The 20,492-nt window shown below is 74.2% G+C and carries 16 protein-coding genes and 1 tRNA gene; 13 read left to right on the forward strand and 4 right to left on the reverse strand.

All coding sequences use genetic code 11. From position 1 onward, the window contains the following. Positions 1–246 precede the first annotated feature (246 nt). The 11 genes from hisI (at position 247) to BM158_RS18140 (ending at position 15,595) form a co-directional block, all read left to right on the forward strand. Entirely contained in the window at positions 247–600 is a 354-nt protein-coding gene (hisI, locus tag BM158_RS18090) for a phosphoribosyl-AMP cyclohydrolase (RefSeq protein WP_229827785.1), read from the forward strand. Continuing rightward, a complete protein-coding gene (locus BM158_RS18095) occupies positions 587–2,086 on the forward strand; it encodes an anthranilate synthase component I (RefSeq protein ID WP_091562682.1) in 1,500 nt (499 codons plus the stop codon). The genes hisI and BM158_RS18095 overlap by 14 nt, the downstream gene beginning before the upstream one ends. Next, complete coding sequence (locus BM158_RS18100) at positions 2,083–2,706, forward strand: Trp biosynthesis-associated membrane protein (RefSeq protein ID WP_091562684.1); 624 nt, start codon at positions 2,083–2,085, stop codon at positions 2,704–2,706. The genes BM158_RS18095 and BM158_RS18100 overlap by 4 nt, the downstream gene beginning before the upstream one ends. A gap of 107 nt (positions 2,707–2,813) precedes the next feature. Beyond that, the gene (gene trpC / locus BM158_RS18105) at positions 2,814–3,623 is read left to right on the forward strand and encodes an indole-3-glycerol phosphate synthase TrpC (protein ID WP_207506728.1); all 810 of its coding nucleotides are present in this window, start codon (positions 2,814–2,816) and stop codon (positions 3,621–3,623) included. Positions 3,624–3,647: 24 nt separating this feature from the next. Continuing rightward, the gene (gene trpB, locus BM158_RS18110; protein WP_242657489.1) at positions 3,648–5,006 is read left to right on the forward strand and encodes a tryptophan synthase subunit beta; all 1,359 of its coding nucleotides are present in this window, start codon (positions 3,648–3,650) and stop codon (positions 5,004–5,006) included. Then, on the forward strand, positions 5,003–5,815 hold the full coding sequence (gene trpA, locus BM158_RS18115) for a tryptophan synthase subunit alpha (RefSeq protein ID WP_091562688.1): 813 nt from the start codon (positions 5,003–5,005) through the stop codon (positions 5,813–5,815). The genes trpB and trpA overlap by 4 nt, the downstream gene beginning before the upstream one ends. Further along, a complete protein-coding gene (gene lgt, locus BM158_RS18120; RefSeq protein ID WP_091562690.1) occupies positions 5,812–6,753 on the forward strand; it encodes a prolipoprotein diacylglyceryl transferase in 942 nt (313 codons plus the stop codon). Before trpA ends, lgt begins: the two co-directional genes overlap by 4 nt. Positions 6,754–7,075: 322 nt before the next feature. Beyond that, positions 7,076–11,740, forward strand: a complete 4,665-nt coding sequence (gene gltB, locus BM158_RS18125; RefSeq protein WP_268247940.1) for a glutamate synthase large subunit — start codon at positions 7,076–7,078, stop codon at positions 11,738–11,740. After that, positions 11,733–13,217 (forward strand): glutamate synthase subunit beta, encoded by a 1,485-nt coding sequence (locus BM158_RS18130; RefSeq protein WP_091562693.1) that lies wholly within the window; start codon positions 11,733–11,735, stop codon positions 13,215–13,217. The genes gltB and BM158_RS18130 overlap by 8 nt, the downstream gene beginning before the upstream one ends. A gap of 96 nt (positions 13,218–13,313) precedes the next feature. Continuing rightward, complete coding sequence (gene pyk / locus BM158_RS18135; RefSeq protein ID WP_091562697.1) at positions 13,314–14,729, forward strand: pyruvate kinase; 1,416 nt, start codon at positions 13,314–13,316, stop codon at positions 14,727–14,729. Continuing rightward, on the forward strand, positions 14,726–15,595 hold the full coding sequence (locus tag BM158_RS18140) for an acyl-CoA thioesterase (RefSeq protein WP_091562700.1): 870 nt from the start codon (positions 14,726–14,728) through the stop codon (positions 15,593–15,595). The genes pyk and BM158_RS18140 overlap by 4 nt, the downstream gene beginning before the upstream one ends. Here BM158_RS18140 and BM158_RS18145 read toward each other — a convergent pair. After that, complete coding sequence (locus tag BM158_RS18145; protein ID WP_229827783.1) at positions 15,581–17,218, reverse strand: pyridoxal phosphate-dependent decarboxylase family protein; 1,638 nt, start codon at positions 17,216–17,218, stop codon at positions 15,581–15,583. The genes BM158_RS18140 and BM158_RS18145 overlap by 15 nt on opposite strands. Before the next feature lie 39 nt (positions 17,219–17,257). Beyond that, positions 17,258–17,331, reverse strand: a tRNA-Leu gene (locus BM158_RS18150). A 53-nt stretch (positions 17,332–17,384) separates the two neighbouring features. Between BM158_RS18150 and BM158_RS18155 the strand changes: the two genes are divergently transcribed. After that, on the forward strand, positions 17,385–17,987 hold the full coding sequence (locus BM158_RS18155; protein WP_091562705.1) for an ANTAR domain-containing response regulator: 603 nt from the start codon (positions 17,385–17,387) through the stop codon (positions 17,985–17,987). Positions 17,988–18,210: 223 nt separating this feature from the next. Then, positions 18,211–19,545, forward strand: coding sequence for an ABC transporter substrate-binding protein (locus BM158_RS18160; RefSeq protein ID WP_091562706.1), 1,335 nt, complete (start codon positions 18,211–18,213; stop codon positions 19,543–19,545). Between the two features lie 107 nt (positions 19,546–19,652). Here BM158_RS18160 and BM158_RS18165 read toward each other — a convergent pair whose 3' ends face one another. Continuing rightward, a complete protein-coding gene (locus BM158_RS18165) occupies positions 19,653–20,078 on the reverse strand; it encodes a DUF1772 domain-containing protein (protein ID WP_091562710.1) in 426 nt (141 codons plus the stop codon). After that, on the reverse strand, positions 20,075–20,392 hold the full coding sequence (locus BM158_RS18170) for a hypothetical protein (protein WP_091562713.1): 318 nt from the start codon (positions 20,390–20,392) through the stop codon (positions 20,075–20,077). The genes BM158_RS18165 and BM158_RS18170 overlap by 4 nt, the downstream gene beginning before the upstream one ends. Between the last annotated feature and the right edge of the window lie 100 nt (positions 20,393–20,492).

Consider the following 20,492-nt stretch of genomic DNA (forward strand, 5'->3'; position numbering starts at 1 on the left):
CATCCCCCCAGTGCACGACTGCGGTGGTCATGCGGGTCCGATGACCACCGCAGTCGTGCTCTCGGCGTCGAGCGTGCAGGCACGGCCCGCCGGGCCCGTTGCCGGGGGCTGCAGCTGCACACTCGCGCCCGACGAGCCGGCCGCGCTGCGCGACCGGTGTCCGTCGGCCGGGGGCAGGTCCGCACGACCACCGCTCCCGGGCGGGCGGTGGCCGCCGCGTTGTAGCCGCGCGGGACACTGGAGCACGTGCCCGACCTCGACCCCGCCGTCGCCGACCTGCTCGCCCGCACCCCCGACGGCCTGGTCGCCGCCGTGGCCCAGCAGCACGACACCGGCGAGGTGCTGATGCTGGCCTGGATGGACGACGAGGCGCTGCGCCGCACGCTGGCCACCGGCGAGGCCACCTACTGGTCGCGCAGCCGCGGCGAGTACTGGGTCAAGGGCGCCACCAGCGGCCACCGGCAGGCCGTGCGCGCGGTCCGGCTGGACTGCGACGGCGACGCGCTGCTGCTGCTGGTCGACCAGACCGGCCCGGCCTGCCACACCGGCGAGCGCACCTGCTTCCACCGCCCGCTGGAGGTGTCCCGTGCGGCTGGGTGAGACCACCCCCTTCGACGCGCTGGGCGCCGGCCCCGTCGTCCCGGTCACCCGGCGGCTGCTCGCGGACTCCGAGACCGCGGTCGGGGTGTACCGCAAGCTGGCCGGCAACCGGCCCGGCACCGTCCTGCTGGAGTCGGCCGAGCAGGGCAAGCAGTGGTCGCGGTACAGCTTCGTCGGCGTGCGCAGCGCCGGGGTGCTCACCGAGACCGGCGGGCGCACCCAGTGGCTGGGGGAGACCCTGCCCGGGTTCACCGACGACCTCCCCGACGACCCGCTGGCCGCCGTCCGCACCCTGGCCCGGCGGCTGCGCACCCCGCGCGCGGCCGGGCTGCCGCCGCTGACCGGCGGCCTGGTCGGCTACCTGGGGTACGACGTCGTCCGGCGGCTGGAGCGGCTGCCCGACACCGCCGAGGACGACCTCGGCATGCCCGAGCTGGCGATGAGCCTGGTCACCGACCTGGCGGTCCTGGACCACCACGACGCCACCGTGCTGCTCATCGCCAACGCGTTCAGCCGCACCCGCGAGGCCTACGACGACGCCGTCGCCCGGCTGGACGCGATGGCCGCCGACCTCACCCAGGCCGCCCCGCCCGGGGTGGCCGCGCTGGTCACCGCCGACCCGGCCACGGTCTACGACGCCGTCACCAGCAACATGGCGCCCGGGGCGTTCCAGGCCGGCGTGGAGGCGGTGCGCGAGCACGTCCGCGCGGGCGACGTGTTCCAGACGGTGCTCGCGCAGCGGTTCAGCCGGCCCACCGGCGTCGACGCGCTGGACCTCTACCGGGTGCTGCGGGCGTCGAACCCCTCGCCGTACATGTACCTGCTGCGCTTCGCCGGCCGCGAGTCGCCCTTCGACGTCGTCGGCTCCTCCCCGGAGGCGCTGGTCACCGTCACCGGCGACGCCGCGGTGGTGCACCCGCCGGCCGGCACGCGCCCCCGCGGCGGCACCCCCGAGGAGGACGCCCGGCTCACCGAGGAGCTGCTCGCCGACCCCAAGGAGCGCTCCGAGCACGTGATGCTGGTCGACCTGGCCCGCAACGACCTGGGCCGGGTCTGCGAGCCCGGCACCGTCGAGGTCGCGGACTTCATGCGGGTCGAGCGGTACAGCCACGTCATGCACCTGGTCTCCACCGTCGCCGGCCGGCTGGCCGAGGGCCGCGACGCCCTGGACGTCTTCGACGCGACCTTCCCCGCCGGCACCGTCTCCGGGGCGCCCAAGCCGCGGGCGATGGAGGTCATCGAGTCCCTCGAGCCCACCCGCCGGGCGCTGTACGCCGGCACGGTCGGCTACGTCGACGCCAGCGGCGACATGGACATGGCCATCGCCATCCGCACCGCCGTGCTGCACGACGGCACCGCCTACGTGCAGGCCGGCGCCGGCGTGGTGGCCGACAGCGACGCCGACGCCGAGGAGGCCGAGACCCGGCACAAGGCCCGCGCGGTGCTGTCGGCGATCGCGACCGCCGAGGGGCTGCGCGAGCTGTGAACCCCCGCCGTGAGCTCACCGCCGCGGTGCTGCTGTGCGCGGTGGCCGGCGGGCTGGCCCTGTCGGCCGGCGGGCAGTCCTGGGCCGCGGTCACCGTCACCCGCCCGGCGCCCCTGCCGCCGGTGGACACCGCGCTCACCGGCAGCGCGCTGGCGCCGCTGGTGCCCGCCGCGGGCCTGCTGCTGCTGGCCGCGGCGGTCGCGCTGTTCGCCGTCCGCAGCTGGGGCCGGGTGGTGGTCGGGGTGCTGGTCGTGGCCGCCGGCGTCGCCCTGGGGACGGCGGCGGTGCGCACCCTCACCGGCACGCTCACCGTCGACCCGGCGGACCTGGGCAGCCAGATCGGGCTGGACCGGGCGGAGGTCGTCGTGGACCCGTCGGTGGGCTGGCCGGTGCTGGCGCTGCTGGCCGGGGTGCTCGGCGTGCTCGGCGGGCTGCTCGTGGTGCTGCGCGGGCGCGGCTGGCCGGGCCTGGGCCAGCGCTACCAGCGCACCGGCGCGGAGACCGGGCGGGCCGCCCCGAGGGCCCCGCGCCGTCCCGAGACCGCCGAGGACCGGCACCAGGCCGCGTGGAAGGCGCTCGACGGCGGCACCGACCCGACCGTGGACGATGCGGAACGGTGACCCGCAGGAATGGTCACCCGCACCACGTCTCTAGAGTGTCGTCACCGATCCGACCGGTGAGGGAGCAGCCCGATGAACGAGTCCACCGTCGACCTGGAGCACCGGTCGTGAACGTCCTGATGGACATCGTCGCCGGCGTCCGCGAGGACGTCGCCGCCCGCCAGGCGGCCACCCCGCTGGCCGAGGTGCAGGCCGCCGCCCGTGACGCCCGCCCCGCGCTGGACGCACTGGCCGCGCTGCGCGCCCCCGGCGTCGGCGTCATCGCCGAGGTCAAGCGCACCAGCCCCTCCAAGGGCGCGCTGGCCCCCATCGACGACCCCGCCTCGCTCGCCGCCCGCTACGCCGACGGCGGCGCCCGGGTGATCAGCGTGCTCACCGAGCGGCGCCGCTTCCACGGCAGCCAGGCCGACCTCGCCGCCGTCCGCGCCGCGGTCGACGTCCCGGTGCTGTGCAAGGACTTCATCGTCTCCAGCTACCAGGTGCACGAGGCCCGGGCGATCGGCGCCGACGTCGTGCTGCTCATCGTCGGCGCGCTGGAGCAGAACGCCCTGGTCGGCCTGCGCGAGCGCATCGAGTCCCTGGGCATGACCGCGCTGGTCGAGGTGCACACCGAGGCCGAGGCCTCGCGCGCCCTGGAGGCCGGGGCGTCGGTGATCGGGGTCAACGCCCGCGACCTGACGACGCTCGAGATGCACCACGAGACCTTCGAGCGGATCGCCCCCGGGCTGCCGACCGAGGTCGTCAAGGTGGCCGCCTCCGGGGTCCGCGGCCCGCGCGACCTGATCAAGTACGCCGGTGCCGGGGCCGACGCGGTGCTGGTCGGCGAAGGGCTGGTCACCGCTCCCGACGCCCGCCAGGCGGTCGCCGACCTGGTCACGGCGGGGTCGCACCCGGCCACCCCCCGCGCCACCCGCTGACGCAGCCGGGCCACACTGGAGGGCGTGACCACCACCGCCCCCGTGCCCCCGCCCGACGCGAGCCTGCTGCGCCCGCGCCCGGAGTGGCCGGACGCGACCGGCCACTTCGGCCGGTTCGGCGGCCGCTTCGTCCCCGAGGCGCTGATCGCCGCGCTGGACGACCTGACCGAGGCCTACGAGGCCATGCGCGTGGACCCGGTGTTCCTGGCCGAGTTCGAGCGGCTGCACCGTGACTACACCGGCCGGCCCTCCCCGATCACCGAGGTGCCCCGCTTCGCCGAGCACTGCGGCGGCGCCCGGGTGCTGCTCAAGCGCGAGGACCTCAACCACACCGGCTCGCACAAGATCAACAATGTGCTGGGCCAGGCGCTGCTGACCCAGCGGATCGGCAAGAAGCGGGTCATCGCCGAGACCGGCGCCGGCCAGCACGGCGTCGCCACGGCCACCGCCGCGGCCCTGCTGGGCCTGGAGTGCGTGGTCTACATGGGCGAGGAGGACACCCGCCGGCAGGCGCTCAACGTCGCCCGGATGCGGCTGCTGGGCGCCGAGGTCGTGCCGGTCACCACCGGCTCGCGCACCCTCAAGGACGCCATCAACGAGGCCTTCCGCGACTGGGTGACCAACGTGGGGACCACCAACTACGTCTTCGGCACCGTCGCCGGCCCGCACCCGTTCCCGGCCATGGTGCGCGACTTCCAGCGGGTCATCGGCGACGAGGCCCGCGCCCAGGTGCTGCAGCGCGAGGGCCGGCTGCCCGACGCGGTGCTGGCCTGCGTGGGCGGCGGCTCCAACGCCATCGGCATCTTCACCGCCTTCGTGCCCGACGCCGACGTCCGGCTGGTCGGCCTGGAGGCCGGCGGCGACGGCGTGGAGACCGGCCGGCACGCCTCCTCCATCACCGGCGGGGAGCCCGGCGTGCTGCACGGCGCCCGGTCCTACCTGCTGCAGGACGCCAACGGCCAGACCGTGGAGTCGCACTCGATCTCCGCGGGCCTGGACTACCCCGGCGTCGGCCCCGAGCACAGCTACCTCAACGACATCGGCCGGGCGGAGTACCGGCCGGTGACCGACAGCCAGGCCATGGAGGCCTTCGCGCTGCTGTGCCGCACCGAGGGCATCATCCCGGCCATCGAGAGCGCGCACGCCCTGGCCGGGGCCGTCGAGCTCGGCCGCGAGCTGGGCCCGGACGCCCTGCTGCTGGTCAACCTCTCCGGCCGCGGGGACAAGGACGTCGAGACCGCCAGCGCCTGGTTCGGCCTGGGGAGGGACACCGCCCCGACCGACGGCGACGAGCGGGCGGTCGAGGCCGGCCGCGGCGGCGACCCGGGCGCCCCGCTCGGCGACGCCGGCACCACCACCGTGCAGGACGGCGACGCGCTGTGACCGTCCCGCCCAACCGCCCCAGGACCGGCCTCGCGGAACGCATCGGCGCCGCGCGCGCCGAGGGCCGGTCGGCGCTCATCGCCTACCTGCCCGTCGGCTACCCCGACGTCCCCACCTCGATCGAGGCCATGGTCGCCGCGGTCGAGGGCGGCGCGGACGTCGTGGAGATCGGCGTCCCGTACTCCGACCCCGGCATGGACGGCCCCACCATCCAGGAGGCCGTCGACGTCGCCGTGCGCGCCGGCACCGGCATGGCCGACGTGCTCGCCGCGGTCGCCGCGGTCGCCGACGCCGGCGCCGTCCCGGTGGTGATGAGCTACTGGAACCCCATCGAGCGCTACGGCGTCGAGCGGTTCGCCACCGACCTGGCCGCCGCCGGGGGAGCGGGGGCCATCACCCCCGACCTCATCCCCGACGAGGCCGGCGAGTGGATCAGCGCCAGCGACGCCGCCGGCCTGGACCGGGTCTTCCTGGTCGCGCCGTCCTCGACCGACACCCGGCTGGCCGCCACCGTGCAGGCGTGCCGCGGCTTCGTCTACGCCGCCTCCACCATGGGCGTCACCGGCACCCGGGCCACGGTCGGGGACACCGCGCAGGTGCTGGTCGACCGCACCCGCGGGGTGGGCTCCGACGTCCCGGTCTGCGTGGGCCTGGGCGTGAGCGACGGCGACCAGGCCGCCGAGGTCGCCGCCTTCGCCGACGGCGTCATCGTGGGCTCGGCCTACGTCCGCCAGCTGCTCGACGGCCACGGCGCCGAGGGCGTGCGCCGGCTGTCCGAGGACCTCGCGGCCGGGGTCCGGCGCCGGTGACCGCCGACCTGCTCGCCTCGATCCCCAGCCCCGCGCAGGGGGTGTGGCACCTCGGCCCGTTCCCGCTGCGGGCCTACGCGCTGTGCATCATCGCCGGCATCGTGCTGGCCGCCTGGATCGCCGAGAAGCGGTTCGTCGCCCGCGGCGGCGCCCCCGGCGACGTGCTCGACATCGCCGTGTGGGCGGTGCCCTTCGGCATCGTCGGCGGCCGGCTCTACCACGTCGTCACCACGCCCGAGCCCTACTGGGGCGCGGACGGCGACCCGGTGCGGGCGCTCTACATCTGGGAGGGCGGCCTGGGCATCTGGGGCGCCGTCGCCCTGGGCGGGGTGGGCGCCTGGATCGCCTGCCGGCGCCGCGGCATCCCGCTGCCGGTGTTCGCCGACGCCCTCGCGCCCGGGCTGCTCGTCGCCCAGGCGGTCGGCCGGCTGGGCAACTGGTTCAACCAGGAGCTCTTCGGCCGGCCCACCGACCTGCCGTGGGGCCTGGAGATCGCCCCCCGGTTCCGCCCGGCCGGCTTCGAGCAGTTCGCCACCTTCCAGCCCACGTTCCTCTACGAGCTGCTGTGGAACCTCGCCGCCGCGGCCGTGGTGGTCTGGGCCGACCGCCGGTTCCAGCTCTCCCACGGACGGGCCTTCGCCCTCTACGTGGCGCTGTACTGCCTGGGCCGCGGCTGGATCGAGATGCTGCGCATCGACACCGCCGAGCAGTTCCTCGGGCTGCGGCTCAACGTGTTCACCGCCGTCGTCGTCGGGCTGGCCGCCGTGGCCTACCTGGTGCTGCAGCGGGGCCGCCCCCGCGAGCACCTCACCCGGGGCGCCGGCGCAGCGGCCTCGACCGACCGCGACGCCGCCGCCAACACGGGCCGGACCAGCGACAACGTCGTTTCCGACGAGGCGGACGGGTCGCCGGCCCGGGAGACCCGCACCGACCCCTGAGGGAGACGTTCGCCTCACCGGACGAGCATGTCGCCGGGGTGTCGGTTCTGTGTACTCTCGGCGCGCAGCCACCCGGCGATCCCGGGTGGCCGACGAACGTCGGAACCGGGCCAGTGACGCCCCGCGCCACGACAGCCCCCGAGCGGCCCCCGGGCCGCGCGGCACCCCGGCGGTCCGGCCACCCCAGCCCAGTCGTCGACCCACCGAACCACGCGGTGAGCCAGTCCCCTGCCCGCCCCTGACCACCCGGCCGGGCCCACCCGGGCCCCCGACGACGATCCGGCCACCGGACGTCGGAGGACCCGCCGTCGACGGGAGTGACATGTCCACCTCCTCAGTGCCCACCCCGGCAGCCGCGCCCGCCACCCGCGTGCCGTTCTCCGCCGTGCCCGCCGCCAGCGGCCTGTACGACCCGGCCAACGAGCACGACGCCTGCGGTGTCGCCTTCGTCGCCGACGCCCAGGGCCGCCGCAGCCGCTCGATCGTGTCGATGGGCCTCACGGCGCTGCACAACCTCGACCACCGCGGCGCCGCGGGCTCCGAGCCCAACTCCGGCGACGGCGCGGGCATCCTGACCCAGGTTCCCGACGTGCTGCTGCGCGCGGTCACCGACTTCGACCTGCCGCCGCTGGGGGAGTACGCCGTCGGCGTCGCCTTCCTGCCCCGCGACGAGGCCCAGCGCGCCGACCGGGTCGCCGACGTCGCCCGCATCGCCGCCGAGGAGGGCCTGGTCGTCCTGGGCTGGCGCGAGCTGCCCGTGGACCCCGAGGGCGCCGACATCGGCCCCACCGCGCTGGCGGTCATGCCGCACTTCGCCCAGGTCTTCGTCGCCGAGGCCACGGCCGCCCGCGCCGACGAGACCGCCTTCGGCGGCCGGCAGGCCCCCCACGGCGTCACCCGGCTGGAGCGGCGCTCCTTCGTGCTGCGCAAGCGCGCCGAGCGCGCCGCCGAGGAGGCGGGCAGCTCGCTGTACTTCGCCTCGCTGTCCTCCCGCACCATCACCTACAAGGGCATGCTGACCACCGACCAGCTGCCCGCGTTCTTCCCCGACCTGACCGACGAGCGCTACAGCTCGGCGATCGCGCTGGTGCACAGCCGGTTCTCCACCAACACCTTCCCGAGCTGGCCGCTGGCCCACCCGTTCCGGGCCATCGCGCACAACGGCGAGATCAACACCATCAAGGGCAACCGCAACCGCATGCGGGCCCGCGAGGCCAAGCTCGCCACCGACCTGTTCGACGGCCCGGCCGGCCCGGCCACCGAGCTCGGCCTGGAGCGGATCTTCCCCGTCACCGCCGCCGACTTCAGCGACTCGGCGACCTTCGACGAGGTGCTCGAGCTGCTGCACCTGTCGGGCCGCTCGCTGCCGCACGCGGTGCTGATGATGATCCCCGAGGCGTGGGAGAACCACGCCGAGATGGACGCCGCCCGCCGCGCGTTCTACCGCTTCCACTCCGCGGTCATGGAGCCCTGGGACGGGCCGGCCTGCGTCTGCTTCACCGACGGCACCCTGATCGGCGCCGTCCTGGACCGCAACGGCCTGCGCCCCGGGCGCTGGTGGCGGACCAAGGACGACGTGGTCGTGCTCGCCTCCGAGGTCGGCGTGCTGGACATCCCCGCCGCCGACGTCGTGGCCAAGGGCCGCCTCAAGCCCGGCCGGATGTTCCTGCTGGACACCTCGCAGGGCCGGCTGGTCCCCGACGACGAGGTCAAGGGCGCCCTGGCCGCCGAGCACCCCTACGACGACTGGCTGCACGCCGGGCTGATCCACCTGCCCTCGCTGCCCGAGCGCCGCCGCTCCCGGCCCAGCCACGAGTCCGTGGTCCGCCGCCAGCTGCTGTTCGGCTACACCGAGGAGCAGCTGCGGGTGCTGCTGCAGCCGATGGCCGCCAGCGGCGCCGAGCCGATCGGCTCCATGGGCACCGACACCCCGGTCGCGGCGCTGTCGGACCGCTCCCGGCTGCTCTACGACTACTTCGGCCAGCTGTTCGCCCAGGTCACCAACCCGCCGCTGGACGCCATCCGCGAGGAGCTGGTCACCAGCCTGGGCCGCACCTTCGGCCCGGAGCAGAACCTGCTGCAGCCCACCCCGGCGTCCTGCCGGCAGGTCGTGCTGCCCTTCCCGGTCATCGACAACGACGAGCTGGCCAAGATCCTGCACATCGACGACGACGGCGACCTGCCCGGCTTCGCCGCCGTCCGGATCACCGGCCACTTCGACGTCGACGGCGGCGGCGCGGCCCTGGAGCAGGCGATCGCGGACCTGCAGACCAAGGTCAGCAAGGCCATCGCGGCCGGCGCCCGGGTCATCGTGCTCTCCGACCGCGACTGCGACGAGAAGCGCGCCCCCATCCCGTCGCTGCTGATGACCGCGGCGGTCCACCACCACCTGGTGCGCGAGCGCACCCGGATGGAGGTCGGCCTGGTCGTGGAGTCCGGCGACTGCCGCGAGGTGCACCACGTCGCGCTGCTGCTGGGCTACGGCGCGGCCGCGGTCAACCCCTACCTGGCCTTCGAGAGCGTCGAGGACCTCATCCGCGACGGCCTGCTCACCGGCGTGCAGCCGGCCCAGGCCGTGCGCAACGTGGTCAAGGCCATGGGCAAGGGCGTCCTGAAGGTCATGAGCAAGATGGGCATCAGCACCGTCGGCTCGTACACGATGGCGCAGATCTTCGAGGCCGTCGGCCTCTCGCACGACGTCGTGGAGAAGTACTTCACCGGGACGTCGTCGACCCTGGGCGGCGTCGGTCTGGACGTGCTGGCCGAGGAGGTGGCCATGCGCCACCGCCGCGCCTACCCGACCAACCCGACCGAGGTCGCGCACCGCAAGCTCACCGTGGGCGGTGAGTACCAGTGGCGCCGCGAGGGCGAGATCCACCTGTTCAACCCCGAGACGGTGTTCCTGCTGCAGCACGCCACCCGCTCGCGGCAGTACGACGTCTTCCAGAAGTACACCGACGCGGTCGACCAGCTCTCCCGCGACGCCTCCACGCTGCGCGGCCTGTTCACCTTCAAGGACGGCGTCCGCCCGCCGGTGCCGCTCGAGGAGGTCGAGCCGGCCAGCGAGATCGTCAAGCGGTTCTCCACCGGGGCGATGAGCTACGGCTCCATCTCCCAGGAGGCGCACCAGACCCTCGCCATCGCGATGAACCGCCTCGGCGGCAAGTCCAACACCGGCGAGGGCGGCGAGGACCCCGACCGCTTCACCCCCGACGAGAACGGCGACCTGCGCCGCTCGGCGATCAAGCAGGTGGCCAGCGGCCGGTTCGGCGTGACCAGCGAGTACCTGGTCAACGCCGACGACATCCAGATCAAGATGGCCCAGGGCGCCAAGCCCGGCGAGGGCGGCCAGCTGCCCGGGTCCAAGGTCTACCCGTGGGTGGCCCGGACCCGGCACTCCACCCCCGGCGTCGGCCTGATCTCCCCGCCGCCGCACCACGACATCTACTCGATCGAGGACCTCAAGCAGCTCATCCACGACCTCAAGAACGCCAACGACGAGGCGCGCGTCCACGTCAAGCTGGTGTCCGAGGTCGGCGTGGGCACGGTCGCGGCGGGTGTCTCCAAGGCGCACGCCGACGTCGTCCTGATCTCCGGGCACGACGGCGGCACCGGTGCCGCGCCGCTGACCTCGCTCAAGCACGCCGGCTCCCCGTGGGAGCTGGGGCTGGCCGAGACCCAGCAGACCCTGCTGGTCAACGGGCTGCGCGACCGCATCACCGTGCAGGTCGACGGCCAGATGAAGACCGGCCGGGACGTCGTCATCGCCGCGCTGCTGGGCGGTGAGGAGTTCGGCTTCGCCACCGCGCCCCTGGTGGTCAGCGGCTGCGTGATGATGCGCGTCTGCCACCTGGACACCTGCCCCGTCGGCGTCGCGACCCAGAACCCGGAGCTGCGCAAGCGGTTCACCGGGCAGCCGGAGTTCGTCGTCACCTTCTTCGAGTTCCTGGCCGAGCAGGTGCGCGAGCTGCTCGCGCAGCTGGGCTTCCGCTCGATCGAGGAGGCCGTCGGCCAGGTCGAGGTCCTCGAGACCCGCGCCGCGGTCGACCACTGGAAGGCCGCCGGGCTGGACCTCGCGCCGGTGCTGGCCCTGCCCGAGCTGCCCGAGGGCGCCCCGCGCCGCCGGGTGCGCGGCCAGGACCACGGCCTGGACGTCGCGCTGGACCAGACGCTCATCCAGCTGTGCGAGGGCGCGCTGCTCGACGCGCGGCCGGTGAGCCTGCAGCTGCCGGTGCGCAACGTCAACCGCACCGTCGGCACGATGCTGGGCGCGATGGTCACCCGCCGCTACGGCGGCCAGGGTCTGCCCGAGGGCACCATCGACCTCACCTTCGAGGGGTCGGCCGGGCAGTCCTTCGGCGCCTTCGTGCCGCGCGGGATCACCCTGCGCCTGCTCGGCGACGCCAACGACTACGTCGGCAAGGGCCTGTCCGGCGGGCGGATCGTCGTCCGTCCCGACCCCGCGGCCAGCTTCGCCGCCGAGGACGCCGTCATCGCCGGCAACGTCATCGGCTACGGGGCCACGGGCGGGGAGATCTTCCTGCGCGGCCGGGTCGGCGAGCGGTTCTGCGTGCGCAACTCCGGCGCGCTGGCCGTCGTGGAGGGTGTGGGCGACCACGCCTGCGAGTACATGACCGGCGGCCGGGCAGTCATCCTCGGCGAGACCGGGCGCAACGTCGCCGCGGGCATGAGCGGCGGCATCGCCTACGTGCTGGACCTGGCCACCCACCGGGTCAACGGCGAGATGGTCGACGTCGAGGCGCTCTCGGGTGAGGACTCGCAGTGGCTGCGCGAGGTGCTCACCCGCTACCGCGAGGAGACCGGCTCGACCGTGGCCGCCTCGCTGCTGGCCGACTGGGGCCGCTGGTCCGAGCGGTTCAGCGTGATCATGCCGCGGGACTACCGCCGCGCCCTGGAGGCCCGCCGGGCCGCCGAGGCCGCCGGGTACGACGTGGATCGAGCTGTGATGGAGGCGGCACGTGGCTGACAGCACCGGGTTCCTGAAGTACGAGCGGGCCACCCCGCCGCGGCGTCCGGTCGACGTCCGCATCCGCGACTGGAAGGAGGTCTACCTCGAGCGCCAGAACGGCGGCGAGGAGGCCTTCTCCACCGCGGCCCTGCGCACGCAGGCCGCGCGCTGCATGGACTGCGGCATCCCGTTCTGCCACCACGGCTGCCCGCTGGGGAACCTCATCCCCGAGTGGAACGACCTGGTGCGCCGGGACGACTGGCGCGAGGCCATCGAGCGGCTGCACGCCACGAACAACTTCCCGGAGTTCACCGGGCGGTTGTGCCCGGCGCCCTGCGAGGGGTCCTGCGTCCTGAACCTCACCGAGGCGCCGGTGACCATCAAGCAGGTCGAGGTCGAGATCATCGACCGCGCCTTCGCCGAGGGCTGGGTCACCCCGCAGCCGCCGGCGGAGCTGTCGGGCAAGAAGGTCGCCGTGGTCGGCTCCGGCCCCGCCGGGCTGGCCGCCGCCCAGCAGCTGACCCGCGCCGGGCACGAGGTCACCGTCTACGAGCGGGCCGACGCCATCGGCGGGCTGATGCGCTACGGCATCCCCGAGTTCAAGATGGAGAAGCGCCACCTGGACCGGCGGCTGGACCAGATGCGCGCCGAGGGCACCCGGTTCGTCACCGGTGTCGAGGTCGGGGCGCCCGGGTCGGACCTGTCGGTCGAGCAGCTGCGCGAGGACTTCGACGCCGTCGTCCTCGCCGGCGGCGCGACCATCGGCCGCGACCTGCCCGCCCCGGGCCGGGAACTGGCCGGCATCCACCTGGCGATGGAGTTCCTGCCCTACGGCAACCGGCAGGGCCTGGGCCAGCTCGACGACCCGCCGATCAACGCCGCCGGCAAGCACGTGGTGATCATCGGCGGCGGCGACACCGGCGCGGACTGCCTGGGCACCTCGCACCGGCAGGGCGCGGCCTCGGTCGCGCAGCTGGAGATCATGCCCGAGCCGCCGACCTCGCGGGGGGCGAAGAACCCCTGGCCGACCTACCCGATGATCATGCGGGTGTCCTCGGCGCACGAGGAGGGCGGTGACCGGGTCTACGCGGTCAACACCGAGCGGTTCGTCGACGACGGCCAGGGCCACGTCAAGGCCGTGCTCGTGCACGACGTCGAGATGGTCGACGGGAAGTTCACCAAGGTCGAGGGCACCGAGCGCGAGCTCCCCGCCGACCTGGTCTTCCTGGCCATGGGCTTCACCGGCGCGCAGAAGGAGGGCCTCGTCGAGGGCCTCGGCGTCGAGGTCGACGGCCGCGGCAACGTGGTCCGCGACGCGGAGTTCATGTCCACCGTCCCGGGCGTGTTCGTCGCCGGTGACATGGGTCGCGGTCAGTCGCTCATCGTCTGGGCGATCGCCGAGGGCCGCGCCGCCGCCGGCGCCGTCGACACCTGGCTGACCGGCTCGTCGTTGCTGCCCCGGCCGATCACCCCGACGGCCGTCGCACTGCGCTGACCTGCACGTAGACGTCCGAGACGTCTCCCGCGACACCCCCTGGACCCGGTCGCCCGGCGTCCCGGGGGTGTCGCCGTCTGCACTAGCGTGGTGGGCATGAGCCGTCGCGCCAAGATCGTCTGCACGCTGGGACCCGCGGTCGGGTCCGCCGAGCAGATCACCGCCCTCGTCGAGTCCGGGATGGACGTCGCCCGGCTGAACTTCAGCCACGGCGAGCACGCCGACCACGAGCGCAACTACCACCTGGTCCGGCAGGCCTCCGACAAGGTCGGGCACGCCGTCGCCGTCCTCGCCGACCTGCAGGGCCCCAAGATCCGCCTCGGCCGCTTCAAGGACGGCCCGGTGACCTGGGAGACCGGCTCGCGGGTCTGCATCACCGTCGAGGACGTCGAGGGCACCGCCGAGCGGGTCGGCACCACCTACAAGAACCTGGCCAACGACGTCCGCGTCGGCGACCGGCTGCTCGTCGACGACGGCAACCTGGCGCTGACCTGCGTCGAGGTCGACGGCCCCGACGTGTGGTGCCTGGTCCTCGAGGGCGGCACGGTCAGCAACAACAAGGGCCTGTCGCTGCCCGGCGTCGCCGTCAGCGTCCCGGCGCTGAGCGAGAAGGACGCCGCCGACCTGCGGTTCGCGCTGAGCCTGTCGGTGGACTTCGTCGCGCTGTCCTTCGTGCGCCGCGCCGAGGACGTCGAGCTGGTGCGCGAGATCATGCGCCAGGAGGACGTCGAGGTCCCGGTCATCGCCAAGCTGGAGAAGCCCGAGGCGGTGGAGAACCTCGAGGCCATCGTCGAGGCCTTCGACGGCATCATGGTCGCCCGCGGCGACCTGGGCGTGGAGCTCCCGCTCGAGCAGGTGCCGCTGGTGCAGAAGCGCGCCGTGCAGGCCGCCCGCGAGCGCAACAAGCCGGTCATCGTCGCCACCCAGATGCTGGAGTCGATGATCACCTCCTCGCGGCCCACCCGCGCCGAGGCCTCCGACGTCGCCAACGCCGTCCTCGACGGCGCCGACGCGGTCATGCTGTCGGGGGAGACCTCGGTCGGGAAGTTCCCCATCGCCGCGGTGCGCACCATGGAGCGGATCATCGACGCCGTCGAGACCGACGCCGTGCGGGTGCCCGAGCTCACGCGGCCCTCCCGGTCCCGCTCGGGCGCGATCGTGCGGGCCGCCCGCGAGGTGGGCGAGGCCCTGGACGTGAACGCGCTGGCCGCGTTCACCATGACCGGGGACACGGTGCGCCGGCTGGCCGCGCTGCACACCCGGCTGCCCATCCTGGCCTTCACCACCGACCCCCGGGTGCGCAGCCGGATGGCGCTGTCCTGGGGCGTGGAGACGTTCCTCGTGCCCCAGGTCGGGCACACCGACGACATGGTCGGCCAGGTCGACTTCTCGCTGCTGTCCATCGGCCGGCTCAAGGAGGGCGACCGGGTGGTCGTCGTCGCCGGCTCGCCGCCCAACGTGCAGGGCTCGACCAACCTGATCCGGGTGCACGAGATCGGCACGCACGCTTGACCGACTCGCACGCGGCGGCGCTGCTCGAGGTCCTGTCCCTCGAGCAGCGCGAGCCCGACCTGTTCGTCGGCTGGACGCCGGAGACGCCGCTGCAGCGCATCTTCGGCGGCCAGGTGGCCGCGCAGTCGCTGACCGCCGCCACCCGCACCGTGCCGGCGGGCCGCGGGGTGCACTCCCTGCACTCCTACTTCCTGCGCCCGGGCGACCCGCACACCGAGATCCGCTTCGAGGTCGACCGGATCCGCGAGGGCCGCACCTTCAGCACCCGCCGCGTGCTGGCCAAGCAGACCCGCAAGGGCGAGGACGTCGCCATCTTCGCCCTGACCGCCGACTTCACCGCCGGCGAGCGGGCGGTGGTCGAGCACTCGCTGGCGATGCCGGAGGTGCCCGGCCCCGAGGGGCTGCCCGGCATCGACGAGGTCGCCGCGGCCCACCCCGGCCGGGCCACCGGTGCGCGGGCGCTGGCCGTCGCGGTGGAGCAGCGCTACCTCGAGGACCCCTTCGACCCCACCCCGAAGGTGGCGCCGCACACCCAGAGCCGCGGCTGGTTCCGGGTGACCGGCCGGCTGCCCGACGACGAGGGCGTGCACGCCGCGGCGCTGACCTTCGTCTCCGACCTCACGCTGCTGTCGGCCGGGCTCGCGCGGGTCGGCGGCGGCTGGGGCGGGGAGACCGTGGGTGCCAGCCTGGACCACGCGGTGTGGTTCCACCGCCCGGTGCGCGCCGACGACTGGTTCCTCTACGAGACCGACAGCCCGGCCGCGGTGGCCGGGCGTGCCATGTGCCTGGGCCAGATCTGGGCCCAGGACGGCACCCACGTCGCGACCGTGGCCCAGGAGGGCCTCATCCGGTCACTGAAGGGCTGAGCCCTCCTCGGTGGGCTCCCCGGTCGGCTGCTCGGCGGCGGGGTCCACCTCGGGCACGGTCTGCAGCTCCACCGGCTGGGGCTCCTGCGCCGCCGCGCGCTCGGCCTCCGCGGCCCGGGTGCGCTCCTCGCGCTCGGCGGTGGCGGTGCGCTCGGCCTCGGCCGCGGCCTCGGCGAAGTCCGCGGCCAGCCAGTCGTGGTTCTCCCGCAGCAGGGCCCACAGCCGCTCCACGTGCCGGCGCTGGGTGGCCGGTGCGCCGATCGCGACCCGCAGCACCACCTCGCCGGACACGGTGGTGTGGGTCAGGAAGACCTCGCCGCCGTCGACGAGGCGCTCCAGCAGGGTCATGGTGGCGACGTCGGCGTCCACCCCGCGGGCCCAGCGGGGCTTGAGGCAGACCAGCGACAGCGGGTGCGGCGCGACGACGTCGAACCGGTCGTCGGCGCCGACCCAGCCGGCCAGCTCCTGGGCCAGCGCGACGTGGGCGCGCACGTGCTCGCGCAGGCCCTCGGCCCCGTACCAGCGCAGCACGGTCCACAGCTTCAGCGCCCGGAAGCGGCGGCCGAGCTCGATCTGCCAGTCGCGGTAGTCCACCACCGCGCCGCTGTCGGTGGCCGGGTTGCGCAGGTACTCGGGCAGGATCGCCAGCGCGCCGGTCAGCGCGGCCCGGTCGGCGGTGAAGAAGAGGGTGGCGTCGAACCCGGTGAGCAGCCACTTGTGCGCGTCGGTGGTGTAGCTGTCGGCCCACTCCACGCCGTCCTGCAGGTGCCGCAGCTCCGGGGCCACCGCGGCGACCCCGGCCCAGGCGGCGTCCACGTGCAGCCACACGCCGCGGTCGCGGCAGATCGGGCCCAGGGCGGCCAGCGGGTCGAACGCGCCGGTGGACGTCGTCCCCACCGTGGCGCAGACCAGCACGGGGGTGAACCCGCGGGCGACGTCGGAGTCCAGCCGGCGGGCGAGCTCCTCGGGGCGCATGGCCAGGTCGCCGTCCACCGGCACGACCCGGACGGCGTCAGTGCCCAGGCCGGCGATGCGGGCGGCCTTCTCCATGCTGGAGTGCGTCTGCGCCGAGACGTAGACGGTCATCGCGCCGGGCTCGACCCCGCTGCGCACGGTGCGCCCGCCGGTGGCCCGGTGCAGCGCGGCGAGCAGGGCGACCAGGTTGGCCCCGGAGCTGGAGTCCTGCACGACGCCGCCGCCGGTGCTGCCGTGGGTAAAGGCCTCCGGCAGGCCGAGCAGCTCGACGAACCAGTCCATGACGTGCTGCTCGAGCTCGGTGCAGGCCGGGCTGGTGATCCAGGACATGCCCTGCACGCCGAGCACCGAGCTGACCAGGTCGCCGAGCACCGAGGGCCCGGAGGTGTTGGCCGGGAAGTACCCGTAGAAGCCGGGGTGCTGCCAGTGCGTCAGCCCGGGGACCACGACCCGCTCCAGGTCGGCCAGGACGGCGTCGATGCCCTCGCCCTGCTCGGGGGGCGACGCGGGGAGGGCGGCACGGACGTCGCCGGGCGACACCTGCGACCGCACGGGCAGCGACTCCACCCGGGCCATGTGGTCGGCCGCCCAGTCGACGACCTGGTGGCCGAACCGCCGGAACTCCTCAGGGGTCATGTGTCCCGTCACGGGACTGAACCTAGGCGGTGCGCGCCCGGTGCCGTCCTGTGCCCCCGGTCCGATTCGAACGGACACTGTGCGGGTTTTGAATCCGCTCCCTCTGCCAGTTGGGGTACGGGGGCCCGTGGCGGAGAGTACGGCGCGGTGGACGGCCGGCATCGATAGGGTGAGCCACGTGAGCACGCAGCCGACCCGGGTCCTCATCGCCGAGGACGAGGCCCTCATCCGCCTCGACCTCAAGGAGATGCTCGAGGAGGAGGGGTACGTCGTCGTCGGCGAGGTCGGCGACGGCCAGGCCGCGGTCGACTCCGCCCGCGAGCTCCGCCCCGACCTGGTCGTCCTGGACGTGCAGATGCCCGTCCTCGACGGGCTGAGCGCCGCCGAGCAGATCGCCGCCGCGCGCATCGCGCCGGTGATCGTGCTGACCGCCTTCTCCCAGCGCGAGCTGGTCGAGCGGGCCCGCGACGCCGGCGCCATGGCCTACCTGGTCAAGCCGTTCTCCAAGGCCGACCTGGTGCCCGCCATCGAGGTGGCCGTCGGCCGCTTCCAGGAGATGGCCGCGCTGGACGCCGAGGTCGGCGACCTCAAGGAGCGGCTGGAGGCGCGCAAGGTCGTCGAGCAGGCCAAGGGCAAGCTGATGGCCGACCGCGGCATCACCGAGGCCGAGGCCTTCCGCTGGATCCAGCGCACCGCGATGAACGAGCGGACGTCGATGAAGGCCGTGGCGCAGCTGGTGCTCGCCGGCGAGGCCGGCCCGGCGGAGGCCGCGACCTCCTGACCCGGTCCGGCCCGGTCCCGCCCGGGTCGTCCCGGCTGGGGTGGGTGTGTCGCCTGTGCGTCGGGGACGTTGCTGAGGTCACAAGCGGATCACGGTGCGGACCGAAGGGCCGATCCGGTCCCGGTTGACGGTTAGGTTCCTGCCACTGACCGGACAGGTCGGGGTGCTACGGCGCCCGGATCGGCCCGGCGGAGCGATGAACCACCACACTGGGAGTCACTTGATGCGCACTGGCACCTTCGCCCGCGCCGTCGCCGTGTCCGGTGCCGTCCTGCTCGCTGCGACCGCCTGTGGCGGCGGCAGCGACAGCGACGACGCCGCGGCCACCGGCGGCGGGGACGGCGGCAGCAAGCAGGTCAACGTCTACGGCACCGACGGCAACATGGGCAACGCCCTGGGTGAGGACTTCACCGAGGAGGGCGCCCTGGCCGGCATGAAGGGCACCACGCCCCTCACCGAGCTGGGGTCGGACTTCACCGACCGGCTGCTCGAGGTCGACCCGGAGCTGCAGGACTACAACTACGCCGGTGAGTCCTACGACGCGGTCATCATCACCGCGCTGGCGGCGCAGGCCGCGGGCAGCAACCAGGCCACCGTGTTCGGGCCCTACGTCAACGGCATGACCGTCGGCGGCGACAAGTGCTCGGACTTCCAGGCCTGCCTGGACATCATCAACGCCGGCGGGAACGTCGACTACGACGGCATCACCGGTCCGCTGAGCTTCACCGACGCCGGTGAGCCGGCCGAGGCGTCCTTCGGCCTGCTGCAGTTCGGCGAGGACAACCAGCTCGACGACAGCCTGACCGAGTTCGTGCTCGCCGGTGACGAGGCCAACGCCACCACCGACGAAGGCCCGGCCTACGCCGCTCCCGGCACCACCGGCCAGACGCTGACCATCGGCACCCTGCTGCCGCTGACCGGCAACCTGGCCTTCCTCGGCCCGCCGGAGGTCGCCGGCGTCCAGCTGGCGATCAACGACATCAACGCCGCCGGTGGCGTCTTCGGCACCGACGTGGCCCTCGTCGAGGGTGACTCCGGTGACGCCTCGACCGACACCGCCACCCAGACCGTGGACCGCCTGCTGCAGTCGGGCGTCAACGCGATCATCGGTGCGGCGTCCTCGGGCGTGAGCCTCACCGTCATCGACGCCATCACCGGCGCCGGTGTCCTGGAGTTCTCCCCGGCGAACACCTCCGACCAGTTCACCACCTACAACGACCAGGGGCTGTACTTCCGCACCGCGCCCCCGGACACGCTGCAGGCCCGTGCGCTGGCCGACCTGATCGGCGCCGACGGCAACAACACGGTCGGGATCCTCGCGATCAACGACCCGTACGGCACCGGCCTGGCCGAGAACACCCTGAACAACCTGGTGAGCGACGGTCTGTCCGAGGACAGCATCCAGTCGATCACCTACGACCCGCAGGCCGCCAACTTCGACTCCGAGGTGCAGCGGATGGTGGACTTCAACCCCGACGCCATCGTGGTGATCGGCTTCGAGGAGTCCTCGCGGATCATCCAGGCGCTCAACGCCCAGGGCATCGGCCCCCAGCGCTGAGCGCTGAGACCGATCCAGCGCTGAGCGCTGAGACCGATGCAGCGCTGATCTAGCCGACAGCACACGGAACGGCCCGGCCCCCGCGAGGGAGCCGGGCCGTTCTGCGTTCAGCCCAGGACCAGCCACACCCCGGCGGCCAGCCCGGCCGTGGCGGCGGCGACCCGCACGGAGTCCACCCGCAGCAGCCGCCGGTGCGCCCCGGCGTCCCAGCCGCGGTCCAGCACCCGGTGCTGGGGCACCGCGCCCAGCCAGGTCGCCCCCAGCACGACGGCCAGGCACACCGCGCCGGCCAGCACGGGGACGGCGGGGGCGGACCCGCGGAGAGCCAGCACGAGCAGCCAGCAGGTGGTGACGCCCTGCCCGGCGAACAGTGGCCCCACCACCCGGCTGATCCGCTGTTGGTGGGCCCGCTCGTACTCGGCGAACCCGTCCCCGACGCGGGCCATCTGCGGGTACACCACGACCCGGACGGTCCACTGGAACCCCGCGTAGGCGGCGACCAGGACCAGGTGGGCGACGGCGAGCGCGGTCACCGGCCGTCCTTGGCCGGCTTGCCGCGCCAGGTGAGGCTCTGCGCGTCCAGCGCGCGCAGCAGCGGGTCGCCCTCGGCGTCGATGCGCTCGGCGAGGGCGACGGCGGCGGCCAGCCGGTCGTCGTCCAGCTGGGCGAAGGCGGGGGAGCGGCGGCGGTCCAGCACGTCGTACCAACGGCCACCGACGGCGTGGTCGAGCACGACGCGGCCGAAGCAGTGGTCGGCGGTGACCACCCAGCCCTCGGCGCGGGCGCGGGCGGGCAGCCGGTGCAGCACCAGCTCCCGGTAGCGGGCCAGCAGCTGCTCCCGGGTCACCGGGTGGGGTCGGGGGGTGGGGCCGGGGGGCACGGCCCATGACAGCACGGTGCCGGCCGTCCCGCGTGGGGACGACCGGCACCGGGTGGAACGGCTACGT

This window comes from Klenkia taihuensis, assembly GCF_900112525.1.
Classification (GTDB): Bacteria; Actinomycetota; Actinomycetes; order Mycobacteriales; family Geodermatophilaceae; genus Klenkia; species Klenkia taihuensis.

What these genes read in the sequence shown, in the direction of transcription:
- gltB (WP_268247940.1), top strand. Translation starts at nt 7,076, where the DNA reads ATGTCCACCTCCTCAGTGCCCACCCCGGCAGCCGCGCCCGCCACCCGC.
- pyk (WP_091562697.1), top strand. Translation starts at nt 13,314, where the DNA reads ATGAGCCGTCGCGCCAAGATCGTCTGCACGCTGGGACCCGCGGTCGGG.
- BM158_RS18160 (WP_091562706.1), top strand. Translation starts at nt 18,211, where the DNA reads ATGCGCACTGGCACCTTCGCCCGCGCCGTCGCCGTGTCCGGTGCCGTC.